Raw genomic sequence first — 23,002 nt, 5'->3', positions numbered from 1 at the left:
GAAGGAGGATAACATCCGCTTGCACTTCTGGGGAGTTGCAAGCCCACGACTTTAGTCGTTGGGTAGTTGACACTAAATGAAAAAGTATGGAGGATGCGTATGTTTTTATCATTATTATTATCGGTTATGACAGCGCTTTTGTTCAATGGGGATACTTGCACAAAAAAATTAGAGGAAGCAAACGTACAACTATGTGGCAAAGAAGATGGAGATTGGGTGCGTCATTTTACGCTTCACGTCGGTCAACAGACGTATGCGTTTCCGGAATGGGAGCATGTCAATGATCCGAAGGCGATTCCGCAATTGCATTCGGTAGATGTCACAAAAGATGGAAAAGAAGATATTGTCGTTTTTCTCGTGAAAGCGCGCGGCAACGGCACGTATAAAAACGAAGTGCACGTATTTGCCCATCACGAAAACGGGATAGAAGAAATGATCGTCGAAGATCCGCGCACCGTTGTTTTGAAGAGCGTGAAGATGAGGGAAACAGACGAAGGAACAGAGCTGATTATCGATCATGTGCACGCGCTCATTCCGTATAACCGTCAAGGCGAGAAAGGCGTCAAAGTGACGTTCGATCGCTTTTTAAAATACGCGCTCGATAAACAAAAACTGAAGGCCGTATTACTTCTCGAACGAAAAAAAGGGGAATACATCGGCAGTTTAATCGTCACATACGAATATAAAGACGGTCTTTTCCAAGGCACGCATATCGACTTTATCCGTCATTAGCCATTGCCTAGGCAATGGCTAAAAAATTTTTCAAAAAAAATATTTGACAATGTGGGGGGACATCAGTATAATAAAAAATGTGTTCGATAGGACAACAACATACGATTCCGTAGCTCAGCTGGGAGAGCGCCACCTTGACAGGGTGGAGGTCGCTGGTTCGAGCCCAGTCGGAATCATCGGAAAACCCGAGTTCTGTAAAAGAGCTCGGGTTTTTTGTTTGTGGAATGGCGAGATGACTAAGGACATTTTAAAATTATTATTATGAAAAATAGAAAAATTTGATACAATGAAAAATAACCATCGTATAGGGGTGAAGAACATGTATATGTACTTGTTTGAGAACGATCAACCAGTTGCTTGCTTCTAAGACGGGGCAAGCGCACGTTCCGTCTTGTAGAAAAAAGAAAAAAGACGGAGGGAAGCTAGATGAGAAAAACGTTTTTCGGTTCGTTGTATTTGTCGCTTGCGGCGAGCATTTGGGGTGGCATGTATGTCGTAAGTAAATATGTGCTCGATTATGTTCCGCCATTTACGCTCGTATGGCTTCGCTATGCGGTTGCTTTTTTTGTATTATGGGCAATTTTACAGGTGCAACGTGTTCCGGTGCCAAAAGAAAAAGAAGATTGGAAGCATATCATATCGATTGGGATCGTCGGGTATGTCGTTTCTATTTCATTACAGTTTGTCGGGACGAAATGGTCGGATGCGCATACGGCTTCGCTCATTACGTCAGCCACGCCTGCCTTCATTGTCATTTTTGCTCGTTGGATGTTAAATGAAGCGCTAACGTTACGAAAACTAAGTGCGCTTTTGCTTGCGACGGCAGGGGTTGTTGTCGTTGTTGGATTTGGTAAAGGGGAGACGACCTCGTTTTTTGGAAACGTGCTACTCGTTGGAGCGGCAGTAACGTGGGCGCTTTTATCGGTGCTTGTCAAAATCGCATCGGATCGTCTGTCGGTATTAGTCATGACGACTTATGCGATTTTTGTCGCATGGATTGGTACAACACCGATGATGGTATGGGAATGGTGGCAAGTGGCGTCTGTAACTTTTTCGTTTCCTGTTGTGCTTGGGGTCATTTATCTCGGCGTTGTGTCAACCGCAGGGGCGTTTTTTCTTTGGAATAAAGGGATGGAAATGATGGATGCTAGTATCGGTTCGCTCTTTTTCTTTTTCCAGCCGCTTGTCGGTTCTTTGTTCGGTTGGCTGTTTTTACATGAGCAATTACATGTTTCATTTTGGATTGGTGGGGCGCTTATTATTGTCGGAGTTATTGTTGCTGTGTTTGAGAAAAAGTAAAGAAAGACAGCGTGAATGAGAGGAGTTTCCTCTCTTTTTGCGTATTATGAGGTGAGTGGCAAGATAGGTCCTGTGTACTAAATGGTTTTGGGGCAAATTTCTAATTTTTTTAGGAAAAAAGGGATTTGAAAAGCTGAGATATTTTTTCGATACTTAAAGTAAGAGACTTATCACATAAAATGATGCGAGGTGAGGAAAATGAAGCCGTTTTTTCGTGTTTTATTTGCAGTCGTATTTTCTCTCGCTTTTATCCAATTAAACAGTATTGATGTACAAGCTGAAGGAGAAGAAACACAAATAGAACAAGAAGTTGAACAATCATTCGAAGGGGAATCAGCACCTTCGGAAGAGAAGGGAGATTGGACAGAAGTACAGGTAGCAGATGTAATGGACGAATCGGAAAAGCCAACGATAGTCCCTGGTGAATTCCTTTACTTTTTCAAAACATTTGTTGAACGGATTCAGTTAGCACTTACATTTGATGAAGTGGAGAAAGCGAAACTATTAACAGATTTGGCGAAGGAAAGAATATTAGAAGCTAAAGTTTTGTTGGAAAATGGGAATGAACAACTTGCGAAAGAAACGTTAGAAAAAGCGTTTGAGCAGCAGGAGCTTGCGATCGAAGTAGGAAAATCAACAGAAGATCAAGCGGTTGAAAATGAAGAAATGGAAGAGAAAGTAGATGGAATGGATGAAAAAGTAACAAAAAATATTCTCGTTCTTCAACAACTCGTTGAAAAAATAAAAAACGAAAAAGCGAAAGAAGCGCTTACAGCAAATATTGCGAGAATGACAATGAAACTCGAAGAAAAACTTGCGAAGAAACAGCAAAAATACGAAGAGAAGAAAAATGAAATAGCTAAGCAATTGAAAGAAGGAAAAATTACACCAGATGAAGCAGAGATAAAGTTGAAAGAGTTAGAAGAAAAATATGAGAAAAAACAACGAGCGACACAAACAGCATTTGTCAAACAATCAGGAGAAATGATCGCTCGTGTTGAAAAGAAAGTTGGAACGGTTGAATCTTTGAGTACGGAAGTGGTCGATTCGGAGTCGAACAAACAAAATGAAGAAAATGTAGTCGAACAAGTAGCGCAAGAAAAGGGACGAAAACAGATTGAGAAAGAGATAAGAGAAAAAGCACAAGAACGTAAGGAAGAGATAAGAGAAAAGGCGCAAGAGCGTAAAGAAGAGATAAAAGAAAAGGTGAAAGAACGTAAGGAAGAGATAAAAGAAAAAGTAGAAGAACGAAAAAAGAAATGGAAAGAGCGTAAAGAAGAGATAAAGGAAAGAGAGCGAAAAAACATAGCGAAAAAAGAGCAACAGGAAGATGAAAGTGAACAGTATAACGAAACGAATGACGAAAACCACGAAGAAGATGATGAATAAACAAAATGGTTGAATAGTTACGAAAGTCAGCGTCTAGCTGGCTTTTTTTCTTTTTGGTGACATAAAAAATTTTACCACTTCTTCGTTGAACGTGATGTACAAAAACGGATCGGCTTATGAGATTTCTCTTAGGAATACAAGCGACGCTTGTTATAAAAAACGTAACTTTTGGTGAATGATTAATAAATTGGGAATTATCTCATAATTGTTTGACAATTTTCTAGGTGTATATGTTATTATAGTATTGTGTTTTTATAAAAAAAGAAAAAGGGGTGTTATCATTGAAGAAACTACGCAGTCGAGTTTTATTCGCCTTGTTGTTAGCGATTACAATGATTGTTGCAGCATGTGGTAACAATGACACAGGCGGTAGCGAGGGAGAAAAAGAGAAAGTTACAAGCATTAGCATTTTAACAGGGGGAACAGGTGGTACATACTACCCGCTCGGTGGAGCGATGGCGAGCATTATTCAAGATGAGACAGGTATTAATGCGAATGCTCAATCTTCAGGTGCTTCAGCAGAAAATATGAATACATTAAAACAAGGTGAAGCAGAAATTGCGTTTACACAAACGGATATTGCCTCTTACGCATTAAATGGAGAATTAATGTTTGAAGGAAATAAAGTAGAAAACGTGCAAGCTATCGGTACACTTTATCCAGAAACGGTTCAAATCGTCACAACAAAAGATAGTGGCATTGAATCGGTTGAAGACTTAAAAGGTAAAACTGTATCGATTGGTGCACCTGGCTCAGGTGTAAGTGCGAATGCACAACAAATTTTAGAAATTCACGGTATTTCGTTAGATGATATTAAAGTACAAAACTTGTCTTTCGATGAGTCTGTAGACGGTATTCAAGCTGGAAACATTGACGCTGCATTTGTGACAGCGGGTACGCCAACTGGGGCAGTAGAAGCATTAGCGGCTCAGAAAGAAGTAAAAATTGTTCCGATTGCTGCTGATAAAGTAAAAGAATTAATCGCAAAATATCCGTTCTATGCGGAAGATACGATTCCGGCTGGGACGTACGGCATCGATTCTGATGTGACAACGGTCGCGGTAAAAGCGATGCTTGTCGTCCGTAAAGATTTAGACGAAGAAACAGTATACAATATTACAAAAGCGATTTTTGAAAACACAGATAAAATTACACATGCGAAAGGAAAATTAATTAAAGCAGAGACAGCACTTGATGGAATTGGCGATATGCCATTGCACCCAGGAGCAGAAAAATACTTTACTGAAAAAGGTGTAAAATAACGATCAGATGGATGCATGATAGACCGACGTTGCTCGGTCTATCGTTTCGTTTGTTTAAAGGTGGGGTCTCACGTGCTTTCATGGAAACGTTTCTTTTTTTTGCCCCTTTTCACCGTGATCGCTTTCGTGTTCTTTTTTCCATATAAACTGGTCATTGCTTTTTACTTGGAAGATTCTGATAAACTCATCGCCTTTCTTCCAATACATGAATCGCCATCCTTTCAAATCGTTTATACGCATTCCATCCACTTAACTGACGTTGTTGAAACGTACAACATAACTAATGAAGAATTTGTGTTAACAGAATTAACGTATGAAAATTTCGGGATTGGGATGCCTGCAGACGCCGAAGGAGATGAAGTATTTGAAAAAAGAGATGGCAAATATGTGATTACGAACATGAACCGTCATTTTCCAGCGATCCATCTTCGTATCGGACAAGTGCGAGCGAACCATCGCCTCGTCTATGAAGGAAAGCAAATCATGCTCGGTGAAAAAATTGGACAAGGGGTATGGGTGCGCATTGTTCCGATTCGAATGAGCGTATGGCAACAAATGAAAGGAGTGAACATCGATGGATAAAGAGAAGTTTGAAACGTTGTCGGCGGAAGAGCAACAACAAATATTAGAAAAATACGATCCTGAATCGAACACACGTAAATTGACGGGTGTTTTTCAAAAGGTTACGTTTGTCGGATTGCTCGCTTTCTCGTTATTCCAATTGTACACGGCGATTTTTGGTGTGTTTACAGCCCAAATTCAACGTTCCATTCATTTAGGTTTTGCTTTAGCTTTAATCTTTCTTTTGTTTCCTGCTCGCCGCGGAAAAAGGGAGCGTGGAAAACTGCAAATTGCTTGGTATGACATTGTGCTGGCGTTGTTAAGTATCTACGTCGGCGCATATTGGCCGATGCATATCGATGAGATCGTTATGCGTGCCGGTTTGTTGACGGACTGGGATTTCTATGTGGGAGTAATGGCAATCGTACTCGTATTAGAAGCGACGCGACGGGCTGTTGGATTGCCAATTATGATTATCGCCATTTTATTTTTGTCGTACGGCTATTTTGGCGAAATGATGCCAAACTTTTTGCGTCATAGTGGTTTAAGTTTGCAGCGTTTAGTTCAAACGATGTTTTTTACGACAGAAGGTATTTTAGGTACACCATTAGGGGTATCATCGACGTTTATCTTCTTGTTTTTACTGTTTGGTTCGTTTCTCGTCAAAACAGGTGTCGGGCAATATTTTAATGATTTAGCCGTCGCCATTGCAGGTCGAAGCACAGGCGGTCCGGCGAAAGTAGCGATTTTTTCAAGTGCTCTCCAAGGAACGATTAGCGGAAGTTCAGTGGCGAACGTCGTCACCTCTGGATCATTTACGATTCCGATGATGAAAAAACTTGGATACAAAAAAGAGTTTGCTGGAGCGGTAGAAGCGGCGGCGTCCACGGGTGGACAATTGATGCCACCTATTATGGGAGCAGCAGCGTTTCTTATGGTTGAATTTATCGGTGGGGGATTGACGTATTGGGATATTGCGAAAGCAGCGACGATTCCTGCGCTTTTGTACTTTGCGGGCATTTGGATTATGACACATTTTGAAGCGAAACGGATCGGATTAAGTGGATTGTCTAAAGAAGAAATGCCTGACCGAAAAGAAGTGCTTAAGAAAATTTATTTATTAGTGCCTATCGTTTCAGTCATTGCGTTATTGATGGCAGGTGTAACTGTCACACATGCTGCGTTATACTCAATTGTCATTGCTATTGTAGTCGGGTTTTTGAATCGGGCGTCAAAAATGAAGCCTGTAGATCTCATTTATGCGCTTGTAGACGGGGCGCGCACAGCTTTAGGTGTAGCAGCAGCGACAGCTTCAGCGGGAATTATTGTTGGGATCGTCACAAAAACAGGTTTAGGGTTAAAGCTAGCGAACGGCTTGCTTGATATTGCGGGAGGACAATTGTTGCCGACGTTATTTTTAACGATGATTGCGGCCATTGTGTTAGGAATGGGTTCACCGACGACTGCCAACTATGTCATTACGTCAACTATTGCGGCACCGGCAATTATTTTACTCGGTGTTCCTGATTTATCAGCACATCTATTCGTCTTCTACTTCGGTATTATTGCGGACATTACTCCTCCAGTTGCGCTTGCAGCGTTTGCGGCAGCGGGAGTATCGGGGGGAGAGCCGATTCGAACGGGGATTCAGTCTGCTAAATTGGCGATTGCAGCCTTTATCATTCCGTATATGTTCGTTTTATCTCCACAATTGTTGATGATTAATACAACAACAACAGAGTTGCTTTGGGTCATTTTTACGGCCGTGACAGGGATGATTGCGATTGGAGCAGGAATGATTGGATATTGGCTCCGTAGTTTACATTGGGTGGAACGAATTCTCTCTGTTACAGCTGGGGTTATGCTCATTAATCCGACATTTTGGTCAGATGTCATCGGGCTCGGTAGTTTTGCGATTTTACTTGTTTTACAATTCATTTGGAAACGCGATGCCCATCAACATACGAAAGGAAAATAAAAGGAATCCTTTGCGACAAGCAAAGGATTCTTTTTTGGATCGACGGGAGTGGTGTTGCTTTAGGTGCCATCAGTATCATGCGTTCTATCTTTTCTTTTGGTAGCAACATGCTAGAAAGATCCCACGCCAATTGAGGGCTTTCCCAAACTAAAATCCGCGGTGTGGGAGATGGTCTACACCAAGCTCAGCGAGTTTTTCTTTTGCTTCCTCGATCAATTCTTGCGCTTTTGCTTTTGTATTTTCATCTAAGTTAGTGAGTAATTCGTTGAGTTTGTCCCCTTTTTTAGGGAAGGAAATGCCGAGTGCTTCAAGCTGTTGTCTTGCTTGTTCACGAGTAATCTCTCCAGCTTTTTGTTTTTCGAAAATGGCTTGCGCTTTTGCTTTTGTATCTTCGTCTAAGTTAGTGAGTAATTCGTTGAGTTTGTCCTCTTTTTTAGGGAAAGAAATGCCGAGTGCTTCAAGCTGTTGTTTTGCTTGTTCACGAGTAATCTCTCCAGCTTTTTGTTTTTCGAAAATGGCTTGTGCTTTTGCTTTTGTATCTTCGTCTAAGTTAGCGAGTAATTCGTTGAGTTTGTCCCCTTTTTTAGGGAAGGAAATGCCGAGTGCTTCAAGCTGTTGTCTTGCTTGTTCACGAGTAATCTCTCCAGCTTTTTGTTTTTCGAAAATGGCTTGCGCTTTTGCTTTTGTATTTTCATCTAAGTTAGCGAGCAGTCGGCTGAATTTATCGCCTTTTTCAGGGAACGTGACCCCTAAGCTTGCTAAGTTTGTTTTCAATTCTTCCATAATCCCCTGTACTTTTTGTTTTGTCGCTTCGTCTAACATATGTTTCTCGTAAACTGGGGTTGATGAAGATGTTGTTGCAGCGAACGCGTGAACACCTCCACCGATGATTCCAATTGATAAGACGCCAGTCATCGCATAGCCGAATAATTTTGTTTTTTTCATCGTTTCATCCTCCTTGTGTGATGTAAGTACATTTTTACTTTATCCAAGTATGGTGAAAAAAAGGTGAAAAAATACGACTGTAGAAAAAAAATGAGGGGAGTTGAGGATGAAAAGAAAAGGTAGGGGGAGGCTCCCCTACACGATCGTATACAACGTTAACGCAAGAACAGAAATAAAGACGACACCCATGACGTTTGCGCCGAGCCAAGAGGCGAGAACAGCGCTTGTAAAACCAAAGATACCGAACCACGGATCGTCTTGAATAAGAAATATACCCGGAATGATTAAAGCGCCAAGCGTAGCGTACGGGACGTTGCGCAATACACCGCGCCAAAACGGTGGCAAGTTGATGCGATGAAAAACGGTTAACGGAAGCATGCGCGGAATGTATGTGACGATGCCCATGCCGAGAATAATGAAAAAAATGTCACTGTACATATGTTGTCTGCTCCTTTCTTCTTTCTCCAATCCATTGAATGAATATCGCTGACACAATCGTTGCGATGACGATTGCCCATCCTTTTGGAACATGAAGCCATAATAAAAGCATGCAGTTGATGGCGCCTGCGCAAACCGCAAGCCAAAGCGCTTTACGCTCTGTTTTAATAGCAGGAATTAACAGCCCGACAAACATCGCATACAAGGCGACAGATAAGCTCACTTGCACACTTTCAGGTAAATAAGCGCCGACGATATGCCCGATCGCAGAGTTGATTACCCAACTGCTGTAGGAAATGAAAATGAGCCCGAACATATACGAAGCAGAGACTGTTCCTTCTTTCATCGCAGCGACAGAAAACGTTTCATCCGTAATGCCGAACGCATATAGCGCTTTTTTCCAAAGCGGATCGTGTTCTGCCTTTTCATTGAGTGATGCGGACATTAAAAAATGCCGAATGTTTAAAATAAACGTCGTTAAAATGATTTCAAATGAACCGGTGCCAAGAGATAGTAAATTGAGCGAAATGTATTGGGCTGCCCCTGCAAATACAATCATGCTCATAAGCGTCGTTTCTACGATGGAAAGCCCTGTGGACTTTGCTAACAAACCGAACGTGAGCGCTACAGGCGCATATCCGATCGCGATGGCGACTCCTGATTTCATACCGTGCCGAAACATATGTATTCCCCCTTCTTTTGTATTTTCATAAAATTTTTTCTATTTCGCAAGGGATATGTAGTAAACGGTGAAACTTTTTTTCTTGCTTCTCGTATAGTAAGCTATCTGATTTAAAGGAGATGATAACAATGTTAAAAAAATTGCTTGAACTGCTTTTACACAAAAACATGCATAAACACCGTTACAGCAGTAGTGATCGTTATACGTACCGTCCGCATCGCCATCCATCGCAATACGGTTATAAGCATTATAAAAGAAAACATCATAGCCACAGCATCTTCTCAAGCTTTTTTAGTAGCTAATGATTCATTTGTTTCAAAAGCCGTATCGGGAAGGCGCAGTCGTGAATGGACGGTATGTTATTGAAAGACAAATTGGCGAAGGAAGTTACGGGGTAGCATACGTGGCACGTGATGAACAAACGAATGAGCTCGTCGTTTTAAAACAAATGAAGCGGACGAAAACAAAGAAACGGCGGGCATCGTTTGAACGAGAAGCGCATATCTTAAAAAAGCTCAATCATCCACAAATTCCGAAGTTATATAATTCGTTTGACGTGCGCGGCATTCCGCACTTAGTGATGGAGTACATCGATGGAGATACGATCGAGACGCTTATTTTTCAAAAAAATAAAACGTACGACGAAAAAGAAGCGTTTTCGTTATTGGCGGATGTGTTACGTGTCGTGCAATACATTCACGCGCACGGCATTGTGCATCGTGATTTGCGCATTCCGAACATCGTTTTTCGTAATGGGGTTGTGTATGTCCTTGATTTCGGGCTTGCGCGCTTTTTACACGAAAAAAACGAACGGTTGTTTACACTTGAACAGCGGCTAAGGCGAAGCATTCATGTAAAGAGTGACATATACGCTCTTGGCCATTTTTTATTGTTTTTGTTGTACTCTTCCTATGAGCCGACAGCGGACGAAGAAAAAAGCTGGGAAGACGAACTGTTGCTATCGGAGAAAGCACGCCACGTGTTGCGACGCATGTTGCAGCTAGATAGACCATATGCGTCTGTTGATTCATTAATGAGAGATGTGTCGGCGATCATTTAGTGTTGAATGAGACAGCTTCATGCGATTCTGGATATGTCTCAATTGTTCGATGGAATCATGAAGCGACAACAACTCAAAAAAAACAACAGCTTTTGGAGAAAAATGAGTATGCTTGTTCTCTGTTTTTTTCGTTTCCCAAAAACGTTGTTCTAGTTGATCGAATAGCTGTGTATGATGTTCTGGAAATACCGTACATTTCGATTTTAAGATGGTGGCGATGGAAGTAGCTAATTCGCGCAACAGTTCTTTTTCTTCGTTGTCCCAAGAAAAGTGAGCGTGAGACATACCGATGAAGTTCCCGACATGAAAATGCATATGTTGCAACATGTTCAGCATTTTACGCTCGTAATAAAACTGGCGTGCTTCCGCCATTGAGTGACGATGGTATTTCCAATCTTGTTGTTGAAAGTGTGCAAATTGCATCGTTTGATGTAAATCGTTTGCTAGTTGTTCAAAGCGCTTTTCGCTTTTTATTTGACCCTCTTTCTCGATCATTTCTTGGATCGACAGTTGGAGGACGTCTCCGAATTCTTGAAGCAACACTTCTAATCGTTTTGAAATAAAAGGAATGTAGTTTGGTGGCAAAATAAAAAAGTTGACAAGCGTAGAAACAAAAATGCCGATGGACGTTGTCACAATTCGCATGACGAATGCGTGAAAATAATGATGGTCGGTCAATGGAATCATGGCAACGGCTGTAATCGTTGCGACAAGCGTTCCTGCATGTAGGCGAAGCTTTTGACATGTCACAATAGTAAACATGGCAGATAGTGCATAAGCAATTGCTGAGTGACCAAACATATATGTAAGAGTCATCGCATAAGCCGAACCGATCGTAGAAGCAGGAAAGCGAATCATCCCCTTTTTTATTGAATCATGAGCGGTCGGTTCAATTGTGACGATTGCTGTCATAACAGAAAAAATCGTTGGGAGATGAAGTAAGTCGCAAATGATGACTGTCACAAATACAGCGATCCCTGTTTTCAGCACTCTTCCCCCGATGAGCGGTCCTTTCATGAAACGCTTAAACATAATCATCACCAACATTTCATTTTTCTTTTTGTGTGGATAGATCTCTTTTTACGCGAATAAAAGCGATAAGTTGCATCATTTCATCTTCCGTCACTCGTTTTCCGTCTACCGTTATGTAAGCGGTTGGATGCGTCAGTTCCACTGTCGGTTGTTCTTCATTTGTTACTCCGAGTAAATAGTCGGTCGTCGTTTCAAATAATAGCGCAAGTTCTTTCACTGCTTCTAACGACGGTTGGCGATACCCTGATTCATAGCCAGCATATGTACTTTTAGCAATATTTAGCCGGTCGGCAATATATTGCAACGACCATTGCCTCTTTTTTCGCAATTCCGATAATCGTTTAGAAATCATCGCATGTCTCTCCCTTATCGTTCTTCTCGCTTCGTTCGCGAAACGAATAAAAATGCTTGTTATTTTTTGTTTTTCTGAATATAATTGAAATGAAGGTACGCGAATCGCGAACGATTTTATTTATAGTTTACACTACATGACACAAAGAATACAATAGATGACTTAAAATCGCCATATTTGAGGTGACGATGATGAAAAAAATTTTGTTGCTTGCGACAGGCGGCACAATTGCTTCGGTGCCAAGTGAAGAGGGATTGACGCCGAAGCTGTCGGCAGAGGAATTAACAAGCTACATTACGATCGAAAATCAGCCGTATCGGTTACATAGTCAAATTTTAATGAACATCGATAGCACGAATATGCAGCCAGAACATTGGCGAGACATTGCGGAGGCGATTTATACACATTACGACCAATACGATGGGTTCGTCGTCACACATGGGACAGATACGATGGCGTATACGGCGGCCGCGTTGTCATATATGCTTCAAAACAGCCAAAAACCGATTGTGTTAACTGGCTCACAAGTGCCGATCGGTTTTCCGAAGACGGATGCGAAAAAAAATATACGCGATGCGCTCCGTTTTGCGTGTGAAGACGTCGGAGGGGTGTTTGTCGTCTTCGATGGGCGCGTCATTTTAGGAACGAGAGCAGTCAAAATGCGGACGAAAAGTTATGACGCATTTGAAAGCATTAACCATCCGTACGTCGCCTATATTCACGGGGAAACGATTCATTATCAATACGAGCTACAAAAGCCAAATGGGCACGTGCAGTTTGATTCGTCGCTTTGCCCAGACGTGTTTTTATTGAAGCTTCATCCAGGGACAAAACCAGAAATATTCGATTACATTCGCCACTTATACCGCGGTGTGATTATCGAAAGTTTCGGAAGCGGGGGCGTGCCGTTTCAAGGGCGCAACTTGCTGCCGAAAATCAAAGAATTGATCGACGATGGAAAAGCGGTCGTCATTACGACGCAATGTTTAGAAGAAGGGGAAGATTTAACATTATATGAAGTTGGGCGGAAAGTGGCGCAAAACACAGTTATTTTATCGGGGGATATGAATACGGAAGCGATCGTACCGAAACTGATGTGGGCGTTAGGAAAAACGACCAATTTGATGGAAATTAAAAACATGATGGAAACGCCAATCGCAAACGACATAACAGAAAAACATGAAGAAAGTTGGGATGCATAGATGTTGCAAACGAAAGCAGTACGACTGGAACGAGATTTGCTTGGCGAAAAAGAAATTCCATACGATGCGTATTACGGCATTCAAACGATGCGCGCCGCAGAAAACTTCCCGATTACCGGGTATCGTCTCCATCGCGAACTCATTCAAGCGATGGCGATCGTGAAAAAAGCGGCGGCGCTCGCGAACATGGAAACGGGGCAACTTGATCGTCGCATTGGTGAAGCGATCGTAAAAGCGGCAGATGAAGTGATCGCAGGACAATGGCACGATCAATTTATCGTCGATCCGATTCAAGGTGGCGCAGGAACGTCGATTAATATGAACACGAACGAAGTGATCGCGAATCGCGCACTCGAATGGTTAGGAGAGCGAAAAGGAAGTTACCATATCATTAGTCCAAATACCCACGTCAACATGTCGCAATCGACAAACGACGTTTTCCCGACGGCCATTCATATTGCAGTGTTAAAGATGATGAACCAATTGCTTCAGACGATGGAACATATGCACGATGTGTTTGCCGATAAAGCGAAACAGTTTGATCATGTCATTAAAATGGGGCGGACGCATTTACAAGATGCTGTTCCGATTCGGCTCGGACAAGAATTTGAAGCGTATCGTCGCGTCGTAAAGCGCGATATGGAGCGCATTGCCCATTCGCGCCAACATTTGTACGAAGTCAATATTGGTGCAACGGCGGTCGGAACGGGATTAAATGCCGATCCCGCCTATATTGAGCGCGTCATTTTTCATCTCGTTCGTTTGACCGACTTGCCGCTTGTGCGGGCGGAACATCTTGTTGATGCGACGCAAAATACAGACGCCTATACGGAAGTGTCAGCCGCTTTAAAAATATGTATGATTAATATGTCAAAAATCGCAAACGATCTTCGTCTCATGGCGTCTGGTCCGCGGGCAGGGCTTGGAGAAATTACGTTGCCTGCTCGTCAGCCGGGATCGTCGATTATGCCGGGGAAAGTGAATCCGGTTATGGCGGAAGTCGTCAACCAAGTGGCGTTTCAAGTGATCGGTAATGACCAAACGATTTGTTTAGCGTCAGAAGCAGGACAGCTCGAGCTAAACGTCATGGAGCCGGTGCTTGTGTTTAACTTACTTCAGTCGCTCCATATGATGGACAACGTCTTTCGTGTGTTTACAGACTATTGTTTAGCTGGCATTGAAGCGAACGAAGAGCGAATGAAGCAACACGTCGAAAATAGCATCGGCGTCATTACAGCTGTCAATCCGTACATCGGTTACGAAGCGGCATCGCGCATCGCAAAAGAAGCGCTTCACACGGGAAAATCGGTGCGCGAGCTATGCTTGGAGTACGATTTGTTGAATGAAAAGCAATTACATGATATTTTAGACCCGTATGCCATGACAAGTCCGGGCATTACAGGGAAATAACATGAAGCGATAGAGAAAAGGAAGGGTACAACATGTCAAGCGGAGCAAACATGCACATTACGATTCGATTACAATTTGCGAAAAACGTCGTCTCTTTTAGCGACATTGCCACCGCAATTGGACAAGCTGGTGGAGATATTGTCGGCATTGACGTCATTTCCTCAAGCAAAACGCATACAGTGCGCGATATTACGGTGAGCGTTCTTGATTCGAAGCACGCGGACGTTGTCGTCGATACGTTGCGAAAAACAGCGGGCGTGAAAGTTATTCACGTTTCTGACCGCACGTTTTTAATGCATATCGGCGGAAAAATTGAAGTGAAATCGAAAATTCCGATTAAAACGCGTGACGATTTGGCGCGCGTATATACGCCGGGAGTGGCGCGCATATGTACGGCGATTGCCGAAGATCCAACAAAAGCGTATTCGTTAACGATTAAACGAAATACGGTGGCGGTCATTTCAGACGGAACGGCAGTATTAGGACTTGGTGACATTGGACCGTATGCGGCGATGCCGGTCATGGAAGGAAAAGCGATGTTGTTTAAACAACTCGCGGGCGTCGATGCGTTTCCGATTTGTTTAGATACGAAAGATACAGATGAAATTGTGCAAATCGTCAAAGCGATCGCCCCGGCGTTTGGCGGCATTAATTTAGAAGATATCGCCGCCCCACGTTGTTTTGAAATTGAAGAGCGGTTGAAACAAGAGCTCGATATTCCTGTTTTTCATGATGACCAGCACGGTACAGCTGTTGTCTTGCTTGCCGGTTTATTAAATGCGTTAAAAATTGTAGATAAAAAGATTGAAGATATTAAAGTTGTTTTAACAGGCATCGGCGCGGCAGGCATCGCCTGCACAAAAATATTGTTAGCAGCGGGTGTGAAAAACATTATCGGTGTTGATCGCCAAGGGGCGATTCATCGTGGCGTACAATACGACAATCCGTATTGGAACGAATATGCGCAACTCACAAATCCAGAAAATATAAGCGGTTCACTTTCAGATGTGATCGCTGGAGCGGACGTCTTTATCGGCGTATCGGCACCAGGTATTTTAACGGTAGAAGATGTGAAAAAAATGGCGAAAGACCCGATCGTGTTTGCGATGGCAAACCCTGTTCCAGAAATTGATCCAGAGCTTGCCGAACCGTATGTGCGCGTCATGGCGACAGGACGTTCCGACTATCCGAACCAAATCAACAACGTCCTTTGCTTTCCTGGCATTTTCCGCGGGGCGTTAGACTGCCGCGCTATCGAAATTAACGAAGAAATGAAGCTCGCCGCAGCCGAAGCGATCGCTTCTGTCGTCACCGAAGAAGAATTAAGCGAAACGTACATTATCCCAAGCGTCTTTAACAACAAAGTGGCTGAACGCGTTCGCGAAGCCGTCATGAAAGCCGCATACAAAACAGGCGTCGCCCGAAAAGACGATATGATGTTTCGATAAAAACATGGCGTGATTGCGCCATGTTTTTTTTGTTGCAAGTTTAAGGCATAAGCTCCCGTTGCTTCTTCGTTGTGTTTGAAATAGAATGATAGAGTGAAACTTTAGAACGGATGTGAAAAGAGGTTTTATCATTGGGTGCAACATGGAGGAATCGGCTCGTATCATTATATACCTCGGGCGTTTGTTTAAGTGGATTGATCATTTTTTTCTATTCTTTTTCCTTCGATCAAGGACGATTCTTTTTTACGATGTTGTTAACGATTGGAGTTATTCTTCTTAATTATTATGACATTAAACTTCCACCAAACGGAAACGGAACATCATTTGATTCCTCGCTACATTTAGCAGTGCTCGTTGTATTTGGAATGAAATATGTTTTATTCAGTTTATTATTGAGTACGATATTTATTTTTATTTTTCAATATAAAAAAATGGTTTGGTGGAAGCATATATTTAATTTCTCAATGTATGTCCTTATGATTTCTAGTGCTTATTGTGCGTTCCTTTTTTTCGGCGGGAAGATTGGGGCGTTCAATTTTGCATATGCCTTGGCGTATATTGCTTCTTTTGGCGCGTATTACACAGTCAATGCGTTTGTTATGACTTTTTATTTCTTCCTTAACTCATCGCAACGAATGCATGTGATCGTAACGAATATTGTTAAAGAAACGTTTTTTGAGTATATGATCATACTAGGTGGAGCCGTCATTTTGACGCTCTCTCTCCCTTTCTATCCGATGTTCGCATTAACGATGTTTACTTCCATCCTTGTTGTTTTGTCGATCATTTTTAGAAAGTATTCATATTTGTATGAAGAAGTATTGAAAGATAAAGTATTTATTGAACAATTGCTGAATGCTTTACCGAGCGGAATTATTATGAATGATAAGTTGAAAGGGAGTTATTTTATTAACGAATCCGCAACAACGTTACTTTCTTTAGAAAAAAAAGATATAGAGCACATGCTGAATGAAAGGCAGAAGCCGAAAGAAAATAAAGCGTTCTGGGAGCTTCTTTTAGCGAATGCTCCTGTGACAAACAAGAAGATCGTTTATAAAACATTAGAGACGAAGACTTTTTTGATTTCTAAAGTAGAGTTAAAAAATAGGTATGATGAACGTATTGGGGAAATTACTTATTTTCTCGACATCACCGAAATTGAAGAACTAACAAAACGTATGCATCAGTCAGAAAAGCTTGCGTTAATGGGGGAAATGGCAGCGAAAGCGGCGCATGAAATTCGCAATCCGCTTGCGGTCATTCATGGCTTTTTAGCGTTTATGAACGAAAATTTACATGAACGCGATCGCGAACAATATCATATTCCGCTTTTATTACAAGAAATTGATCGCATCAACGCGATTGTGGAAGATATGCTTCTTATCGCAAAACCGAGCGCTCCGGTGATGAAAGAGGCGTATATCGAAACAATCGTTCAAGATGTTCTTTCTCTTTTTCAACAAACGTTAGAGGCGAAAAATATACGCGTGCACGTGCGCCTTGATCACGTGCCGTTACAGCTTGATTCGAAACAAATGATGCAAGTGTTATACAATTTGCTTCACAACAGCATCGAAGCGATGGGAGAAGGCGGAACGATTTGCATATATTCCGATGTCGATGAAACGTACAACATGTACATGTACGACTCTGGAAGCGGCATTCCGACACATATGCAGGAGATGATTTTTGAACCATTTATCACAACGAAGTCATCAGGGACCGGATTAGGATTAACGATCGTCAAACGAATTATTGAAAACCATGGCGGAACGATTGCGCTTCACGACAGTTCAGAGAAAGGAACGACGTTTGTCATCCGCTTGCCGATTAGGCGATAAAAAGCCAGCTCGCTAGGAGTTGGCTTTTTATTATGACATGCAGGAAAAGAGATGATATTGTCGAATAAAAACGTCAAAAAAGTATGCGAGGTGAATGTATGTCCATTGACCACGATCGTCTGTTTAAAGAGTTAATTCAAACGTTTTTTGAGGAGTTTATCATTCTCTTTTTTCCAACGATGCATGAGCATATTGACTTTCAACATGTATCGTTTTTGTCGGAGGAGCTGTTTACCGATGTAACGGCAGGGGAGAAGTATCGCGTTGATTTGTTGGTCGAAACGAAATTGAAAGGGGAGGATAGCCTAATTATTGTCCATATCGAAAACCAAAGCTACGTCCAACCATCGTTTCCCGAACGAATGTTTATTTACTTTAGCCGTTTGTTTGAAAAATACCGCAAACACATTGTACCGATTGCCGTCTTTAGCTACGATCCGATTCGTGATGAACCATCCGCATTTACGCTCCAATTTCCTTTTGGCAAAGTCCTCGACTTTCATTTTTTCACTGTGGAACTTCGTAAACAAAACTGGCGCAACTACATTCGCCAAGACAACCCGATCGCCGCTGCACTGCTGAGTAAAATGGGTTATACTGAAAGTGAACGGGTAGAATTGAAAAAGCAATTTTTACGCATGCTTGTTCGGATGGAATTAGACGAAGCGAAACAACGGTTGCTGTTTGGCTTTTTTGAAACGTATGTGAAACTATCAGACGAAGAAGAACGAAGACTGCGAAGCGAGGTGAATGAAATGGAGACGAAGGAAAAAGAACAAGTGTTGGAACTCATTATTTCGTATGAACAAAAGGCGTTGGAAAAAGGAAGAGAAGAAGGAATGAAACAAGGGATGAAGCATATTGTACAAACGATGGCCAAAAAAGGGATGAGTGCAAAAGACATTGCGAACGTCACGGATCTCTCTGAAGAAGAAGTACGGGAGTTGTTAGAAAAGGAATAAATAATTTGTGCATAATTTCACAACCGTCGTCGACCTCCAATCTTGCAAAAACCCCGGGGGATCGACGACAATTTGTTTTTTGCAAATTTTTTAGACGTATCAACGCATCAAGACGATTGACAGAATTTTCGGATGTATAATAATGTTGTATAGCTTTTCCATGTGTTGATTTATCAACACTTTTTGGGATTTGTATCGTACCTATGAGGAATTGAAACTACTCGCAACTGTCGCACTCATCGAGCAATCGTATATTTGTATCGTACCTATGAGGAATTGAAACGCCAGCTTTTATGTGCTGGCTTTTTTCGTATAGGTTTGACAGGTACCGTTTTACTTTTTCTTCAAAATTCGTTATAATATGAGGTAGAAGACATCTTTCTTTCCGATTATGGTAAAGTAAGATGTTTTTTTCATGGAGATATTGATTTCACAACGAAATGGAGGGATTTCTTGTGAAGAAATACGCCATTGTGTATTGTGAACATCAATTCGGTTCCATGGATGGAAAAACAGCGAATGGGCTTGTGCGCGATTCGGGATTGTATGAAATCGTGGCAGTTATTGATTCAACAAAAGCTGGTCAAGATGCTGGGGAAGTGCTTGATCAAAAGAAAAATGGCATTCCAATTTGTAAAAACCTTCAAGATGCAATGGCCTCCGCAAAAGAAAAACCGAACTACTTCATCTTAGGAATTGCTCCAGCGAACGCTTTTCTTCAAAAAGAGGAACGTCAAGTGATCATCGAAGCAATGGAAGCAGGCATGCATATTATTAATCCACTTCAAGAGTTTTTGACAGAAGATGAAGAAATGATGGCGCTAGCGAAGCGCTACGGAGTCACGATTCGTGACATTCGCAAACCGCGTCCGAAAAAAGAATGGACGTTGTTTACAGGACGTATTTTGCAAGTGAAAACGCCCATTGTGGCGGTGCTTGGGACAGACGGCTCGTGCGGAAAGCGGACGACAGCGATGATCGTCGCAAAAGAAATGCAAAAGCGCGGCTACAAAGTGGCATTCGTTGCGACAGGGCAAACAGGCTTAATTCAAGGCGCTTCGTACGGATTTGCGATGGATGCGTTTCCGCTTCAATATATGATCGGCGAACTTGAACGAGAAGTTGTGCGCGCATATGAAACAGAACGACCGGACATTATTATCGTAGAAGGACAAGGGGCGCTTAGCCATCCAGCGTACGTCAGCTCTGCTGGCATTTTAAAAGGGGCGCGGCCACAAGCCGTTATTTTACAACACCCACCGAAGCGAAAAGTGCTTGGTGATTTCCCGTTTGTTGAAATGCCAACAGTTGAAAGTGAAATTGCGTTAATTGAACATTTTGGAAAAACAAAAGTTGTTGCGATTACGTTAAACCATGAAGGCATGACGGATGGCGAATTAAAACGAACAATTGATGAGTACGAACGAAAATTCCGTATGCCTGTGACCGATGTATTAAAATACGGAGCCGACAAGGTCGTTGATCGTCTCATTGACTATTTCCCATCTCTGCAAAAACATGAGGTGGCCGTATCATGACGCCGAGAGTCGAAATTGACTTGCGGAAAATTCGTCATAATGCTAAAACGTTGAAAAAATGGTGCGAAGAAAAAGGAATTCAAATGACCGCTGTCGTGAAAGGGGTAAACGGAGATGTGGAAATTGCCCGCACCCTTGTCGATAGTGGCGTGACAAGCTTAGCAGACACAAAAATTGAGCGCATCGCAAAATTAAAATTAGCGCACATTCCAGCCACATATATGCTTATTCGCACGCCTGCGTTAAGCGAAGTAAGCGAAGTCGTTCGACATGTCGATGTGAGCGCACAATCGGAAATCGACGTCGTGCGTGCCATCTCTGCAGAAGCGGTGAAGCAAAACAAGACGCATGCGATTATCGTCATGGTTGAAATGGGCGACTTGCGCGAGGGGATTATGCCTGAAGATGTGCCGGCGTTTATTGAACAAGTACGTCAGTTGCCGAACATTCAACTTGCTGGGATTGGGGCGAATTTTGCTTGCTTTGGCGGCATTATTCCGACAGAGCAAAAAATGCGTGAGCTTTCGTCACTTGCGAAACATATTCAAAAAGAGTATGCGTTATTTTTACCGTACGTATCCGGTGGCAATTCCGCGAACTATTATTGGTTAAAACAAACGAAAGACGTCGGTTGCATTAACCATTTACGATTAGGTGAAGCCATTTTTTTAGGGCGTGAAACGATTCGTGGCGCAGCCATCCCCGGCCTATATCAAGATGCGTTTTGTTTAGTGGCAGAAGTCATTGAAGTGAAAATGAAACCGTCTGTTCCGTACGGTGTACAAAGCCGCAATGCATTTGGTGAAACACCGACGTTTCCAGAGCGCGGCATGATGAAACGCGCCATCGTTGGCATCGGCCGCCAAGATGTAAACGTCAACGGATTAACGCCGCTTGCGCCCGTTGATATCATCGGCTCAAGCAGCGATCATATGATTATTGATGCCACACGTACCGACATTCAAGTCGGCGACCATATTCGCTTTGCGGTCGATTACAGTGCGATGATTTCGCTTATGACGTCTCCATATGTTCAAAAAACGTATGTACAAACAGATGAAAAAAACGGTCGTCTCCCGACAAAAACATCGGCGTAAAAAGCTAGCGTGTTCGGCGCTGGCTTTTTATATTTTCAACATCTCGATTGTTGTTTCATTTCTTTTTTGGTCATGTCGAAAATGTTTGCAAAGTCCGTCACACTTATGTCTTTTTCGCACATTTTTCAGATCGTTTCTTTGATTTTTTCTTTCAACCCTTTTTTCCGACTGCCGTGAATGTTTGAGAGTTCAACCGCACATCGTATGCAGGAAAATGATTGATATTGTCGAATAAAAACATCGAAACTATTGTATGCGAGGTGAATGTATGTCGATTGACCACGACCGTTTGTTTAAAGAGTTGATCCAAACGTTTTTTGAGGAGTTTATCGTTCTCTTTTTTCCAACGATGCATGAGCATATCGATTTTCGTCACGTATCGTTTTTATCGGAGGAGCTATTTACCGATGTAACGGCAGGGGAGAAATACCGCGTTGATTTGTTGGTCGAAACGAAATTGAAAGGGGAAGATAGTCTGATTATTGTCCATATCGAAAACCAAAGCTACGTCCAACCATCGTTTCCCGAACGCATGTTTATTTATTTTAGCCGCTTGTTTGAAAAATACCGCAAACATATTGTACCGATTGCTGTATTTAGCTACGATCCGATCCGTGATGAACGATCTACATTTACGATCCACTTTCCTTTTGGCAAAGTCCTCGATTTTCATTTTTTCACTGTGGAACTTCGGAAACAAAACTGGCGCAACTACATCCGACAGGACAACCCGATCGCCGCTGCATTGTTAAGCAAGATGGGTTATACTGAAAGTGAACGGGTAGAATTGAAAAAACAATTTTTACGCATGCTTGTGCGAATGGAATTAGACGAAGCGAAACAACGGTTATTGTTTGGCTTTTTTGAAACATATGTGAAACTATCAGACGAAGAAGAACGAAGACTGCGAAACGAGGTGAATGAGATGGAGACGAAAGAAAAAGAACAAGTGTTAGAACTCATTATTTCGTATGAACAAAAGGCGTTAGAAAAGGGAAGAGAAGAAGGGATGAAACAAGGAATGAAACAAGGGATGAAGCATATTGTACAAACGATGGCGAGAAAAGGAATGAGTGCAAAAGACATTGCGAACGTCACGGATCTCTCTGAAGAAGAAGTGAGGGAGTTGTTAGAAAAGGAATAGTTAGTTTGTGCATAACTTCACAACCGTCGTCGACCTCCAATCTTGCAAAAACCCCGGGGGATCGACGACAATTTGTTTTTTGCAACTTTTTCAGACGTATCAACGCATCAAGACCATTGACAGAATTTTCGGATGTATGTATAATGATATTGTATACCTTTTCCATGTGTTGATTTATCAACACTTTTTGGGGTTCGTATCGTACCTATGAGGAATTGAAACAACACATGAGCTTGCTGTGGTGCAACGCCAGCCAACTGTTCGTATCGTACCTATGAGGAATTGAAACCCAAACGCTGTAATGCGTATGAAGTCGGTTTGCTCTTTGTTCGTATCGTACCTATGAGGAATTGAAACCCTGGAGTTTTTCTTCTCCAAGCAAGGAAACACCTTATAGAGTTCGTATCGTACCTATGAGGAATTGAAACCTCTGTTCCTGTTTTCTTTGCAAATCCCCTGCGAATATGTTCGTATCGTACCTATGAGGAATTGAAACTATCCACATCCGTTAATAGTACCATCATTAAGAATGTTTGTATCGCGCCTATTATGCGAAATAAAAAGTCAGCGCTAAGTGCGCCGACTTTTTTGTTTATAGATCCGTTTTTCAAGTATACGACCGTGGGGCAA

21 protein-coding genes, 1 tRNA gene and 1 CRISPR repeat array are annotated in these 23,002 nt (G+C 42.2%); of the genes, 17 read left to right on the top strand and 5 right to left on the bottom strand.

Translation table 11 applies throughout. From position 1 onward, the window contains the following. Positions 1-99: 99 nt before the first annotated feature. The 7 genes from LD028_RS05355 to LD028_RS05325 all read left to right on the top strand — a co-directional run bounded on the left by LD028_RS05355 (position 100) and on the right by LD028_RS05325 (position 7,221). A complete protein-coding gene (locus LD028_RS05355; RefSeq protein ID WP_237810669.1) occupies positions 100-732 on the top strand; it encodes a hypothetical protein in 633 nt (210 codons plus the stop codon). A 103-nt stretch (positions 733-835) separates the two neighbouring features. Further along, positions 836-908 (top strand) — tRNA-Val (locus LD028_RS05350). Between the two features lie 250 nt (positions 909-1,158). Next, positions 1,159-2,031 (top strand): DMT family transporter, encoded by an 873-nt coding sequence (locus LD028_RS05345; RefSeq protein WP_237810671.1) that lies wholly within the window; start codon positions 1,159-1,161, stop codon positions 2,029-2,031. Positions 2,032-2,229: 198 nt separating this feature from the next. Beyond that, a complete protein-coding gene (locus LD028_RS05340) occupies positions 2,230-3,420 on the top strand; it encodes a DUF5667 domain-containing protein (protein ID WP_237810672.1) in 1,191 nt (396 codons plus the stop codon). Between the two features lie 281 nt (positions 3,421-3,701). Further along, a complete protein-coding gene (locus LD028_RS05335; RefSeq protein ID WP_255706567.1) occupies positions 3,702-4,682 on the top strand; it encodes a TAXI family TRAP transporter solute-binding subunit in 981 nt (326 codons plus the stop codon). 72 nt (positions 4,683-4,754) lie between these two features. Next, a complete protein-coding gene (locus LD028_RS05330) occupies positions 4,755-5,264 on the top strand; it encodes a DUF1850 domain-containing protein (protein ID WP_237810673.1) in 510 nt (169 codons plus the stop codon). Continuing rightward, positions 5,257-7,221, top strand: coding sequence for a TRAP transporter permease (locus tag LD028_RS05325; protein ID WP_237810674.1), 1,965 nt, complete (start codon positions 5,257-5,259; stop codon positions 7,219-7,221). The genes LD028_RS05330 and LD028_RS05325 overlap by 8 nt, the downstream gene beginning before the upstream one ends. Positions 7,222-7,368: 147 nt before the next feature. Here LD028_RS05325 and LD028_RS05320 read toward each other — a convergent pair whose 3' ends face one another. The 3 genes from LD028_RS05320 to LD028_RS05310 all read right to left on the bottom strand — a co-directional run bounded on the left by LD028_RS05320 (position 7,369) and on the right by LD028_RS05310 (position 9,286). Continuing rightward, complete coding sequence (locus LD028_RS05320; protein ID WP_237811206.1) at positions 7,369-8,166, bottom strand: hypothetical protein; 798 nt, start codon at positions 8,164-8,166, stop codon at positions 7,369-7,371. 135 nt (positions 8,167-8,301) lie between these two features. Further along, complete coding sequence (locus LD028_RS05315) at positions 8,302-8,604, bottom strand: AzlD domain-containing protein (protein WP_237811205.1); 303 nt, start codon at positions 8,602-8,604, stop codon at positions 8,302-8,304. Then, the gene (locus LD028_RS05310; protein ID WP_237811204.1) at positions 8,594-9,286 is read right to left on the bottom strand and encodes an AzlC family ABC transporter permease; all 693 of its coding nucleotides are present in this window, start codon (positions 9,284-9,286) and stop codon (positions 8,594-8,596) included. The genes LD028_RS05315 and LD028_RS05310 overlap by 11 nt, the downstream gene beginning before the upstream one ends. Positions 9,287-9,414: 128 nt before the next feature. Between LD028_RS05310 and LD028_RS05305 the strand changes: the two genes are divergently transcribed. After that, a complete protein-coding gene (locus LD028_RS05305; RefSeq protein WP_006321522.1) occupies positions 9,415-9,588 on the top strand; it encodes a hypothetical protein in 174 nt (57 codons plus the stop codon). Next, positions 9,588-10,346 (top strand): serine/threonine protein kinase, encoded by a 759-nt coding sequence (locus LD028_RS05300; protein ID WP_237811203.1) that lies wholly within the window; start codon positions 9,588-9,590, stop codon positions 10,344-10,346. The genes LD028_RS05305 and LD028_RS05300 overlap by 1 nt, the downstream gene beginning before the upstream one ends. On the opposite strand, the gene LD028_RS05295 is transcribed toward LD028_RS05300, so the two are convergent. Together LD028_RS05295 and LD028_RS05290 are read right to left on the bottom strand one after the other, a co-directional pair. Then, positions 10,317-11,384 carry an FUSC family protein gene (locus tag LD028_RS05295; RefSeq protein WP_237811202.1) on the bottom strand — a complete coding sequence of 356 codons (1,068 nt, stop codon included), beginning with the start codon at positions 11,382-11,384 and terminating at the stop codon, positions 10,317-10,319. The genes LD028_RS05300 and LD028_RS05295 overlap by 30 nt on opposite strands. Before the next feature lie 10 nt (positions 11,385-11,394). Continuing rightward, positions 11,395-11,730 carry a helix-turn-helix domain-containing protein gene (locus tag LD028_RS05290; protein ID WP_144330068.1) on the bottom strand — a complete coding sequence of 112 codons (336 nt, stop codon included), beginning with the start codon at positions 11,728-11,730 and terminating at the stop codon, positions 11,395-11,397. A 191-nt stretch (positions 11,731-11,921) separates the two neighbouring features. On the opposite strand from LD028_RS05290, the gene LD028_RS05285 reads away from it, so the two are divergent. The 8 genes from LD028_RS05285 (at position 11,922) to LD028_RS05250 (ending at position 22,372) form a co-directional block, all read left to right on the top strand. After that, complete coding sequence (locus LD028_RS05285) at positions 11,922-12,932, top strand: asparaginase (protein WP_237811201.1); 1,011 nt, start codon at positions 11,922-11,924, stop codon at positions 12,930-12,932. Then, the gene (gene aspA / locus LD028_RS05280; RefSeq protein ID WP_237811200.1) at positions 12,933-14,342 is read left to right on the top strand and encodes an aspartate ammonia-lyase; all 1,410 of its coding nucleotides are present in this window, start codon (positions 12,933-12,935) and stop codon (positions 14,340-14,342) included. A 32-nt stretch (positions 14,343-14,374) separates the two neighbouring features. After that, a complete protein-coding gene (locus tag LD028_RS05275) occupies positions 14,375-15,790 on the top strand; it encodes an NAD-dependent malic enzyme (protein WP_237811199.1) in 1,416 nt (471 codons plus the stop codon). Between the two features lie 131 nt (positions 15,791-15,921). Further along, on the top strand, positions 15,922-17,631 hold the full coding sequence (locus LD028_RS05270; protein ID WP_309240388.1) for a two-component system sensor histidine kinase NtrB: 1,710 nt from the start codon (positions 15,922-15,924) through the stop codon (positions 17,629-17,631). Positions 17,632-17,729: 98 nt separating this feature from the next. Next, positions 17,730-18,593 (top strand): Rpn family recombination-promoting nuclease/putative transposase, encoded by an 864-nt coding sequence (locus LD028_RS05265; RefSeq protein WP_237811198.1) that lies wholly within the window; start codon positions 17,730-17,732, stop codon positions 18,591-18,593. A gap of 455 nt (positions 18,594-19,048) precedes the next feature. Next, positions 19,049-20,131, top strand: a complete 1,083-nt coding sequence (locus LD028_RS05260; protein WP_237811197.1) for an N-acetyltransferase DgcN family protein — start codon at positions 19,049-19,051, stop codon at positions 20,129-20,131. Beyond that, complete coding sequence (locus LD028_RS05255) at positions 20,128-21,228, top strand: alanine/ornithine racemase family PLP-dependent enzyme (protein ID WP_237811196.1); 1,101 nt, start codon at positions 20,128-20,130, stop codon at positions 21,226-21,228. The genes LD028_RS05260 and LD028_RS05255 overlap by 4 nt, the downstream gene beginning before the upstream one ends. 268 nt (positions 21,229-21,496) lie before the next feature. Then, the gene (locus tag LD028_RS05250) at positions 21,497-22,372 is read left to right on the top strand and encodes an Rpn family recombination-promoting nuclease/putative transposase (RefSeq protein WP_237811195.1); all 876 of its coding nucleotides are present in this window, start codon (positions 21,497-21,499) and stop codon (positions 22,370-22,372) included. A 192-nt stretch (positions 22,373-22,564) separates the two neighbouring features. Next, a CRISPR array of direct repeats spans positions 22,565-22,868; the repeat unit is 30 nt; unit sequence GTTCGTATCGTACCTATGAGGAATTGAAAC. Positions 22,869-23,002: the final 134 nt, after the last annotated feature.

The organism is Anoxybacillus sp. LAT27 (assembly GCF_022030075.1).
In the GTDB taxonomy this organism is placed as follows: domain Bacteria; phylum Bacillota; class Bacilli; order Bacillales; family Anoxybacillaceae; genus Anoxybacillus; species Anoxybacillus kestanbolensis.
The sequence above is the reverse complement of the archived record's forward strand: the minus strand, read 5'-3'. Positions and strand labels throughout refer to the sequence as shown.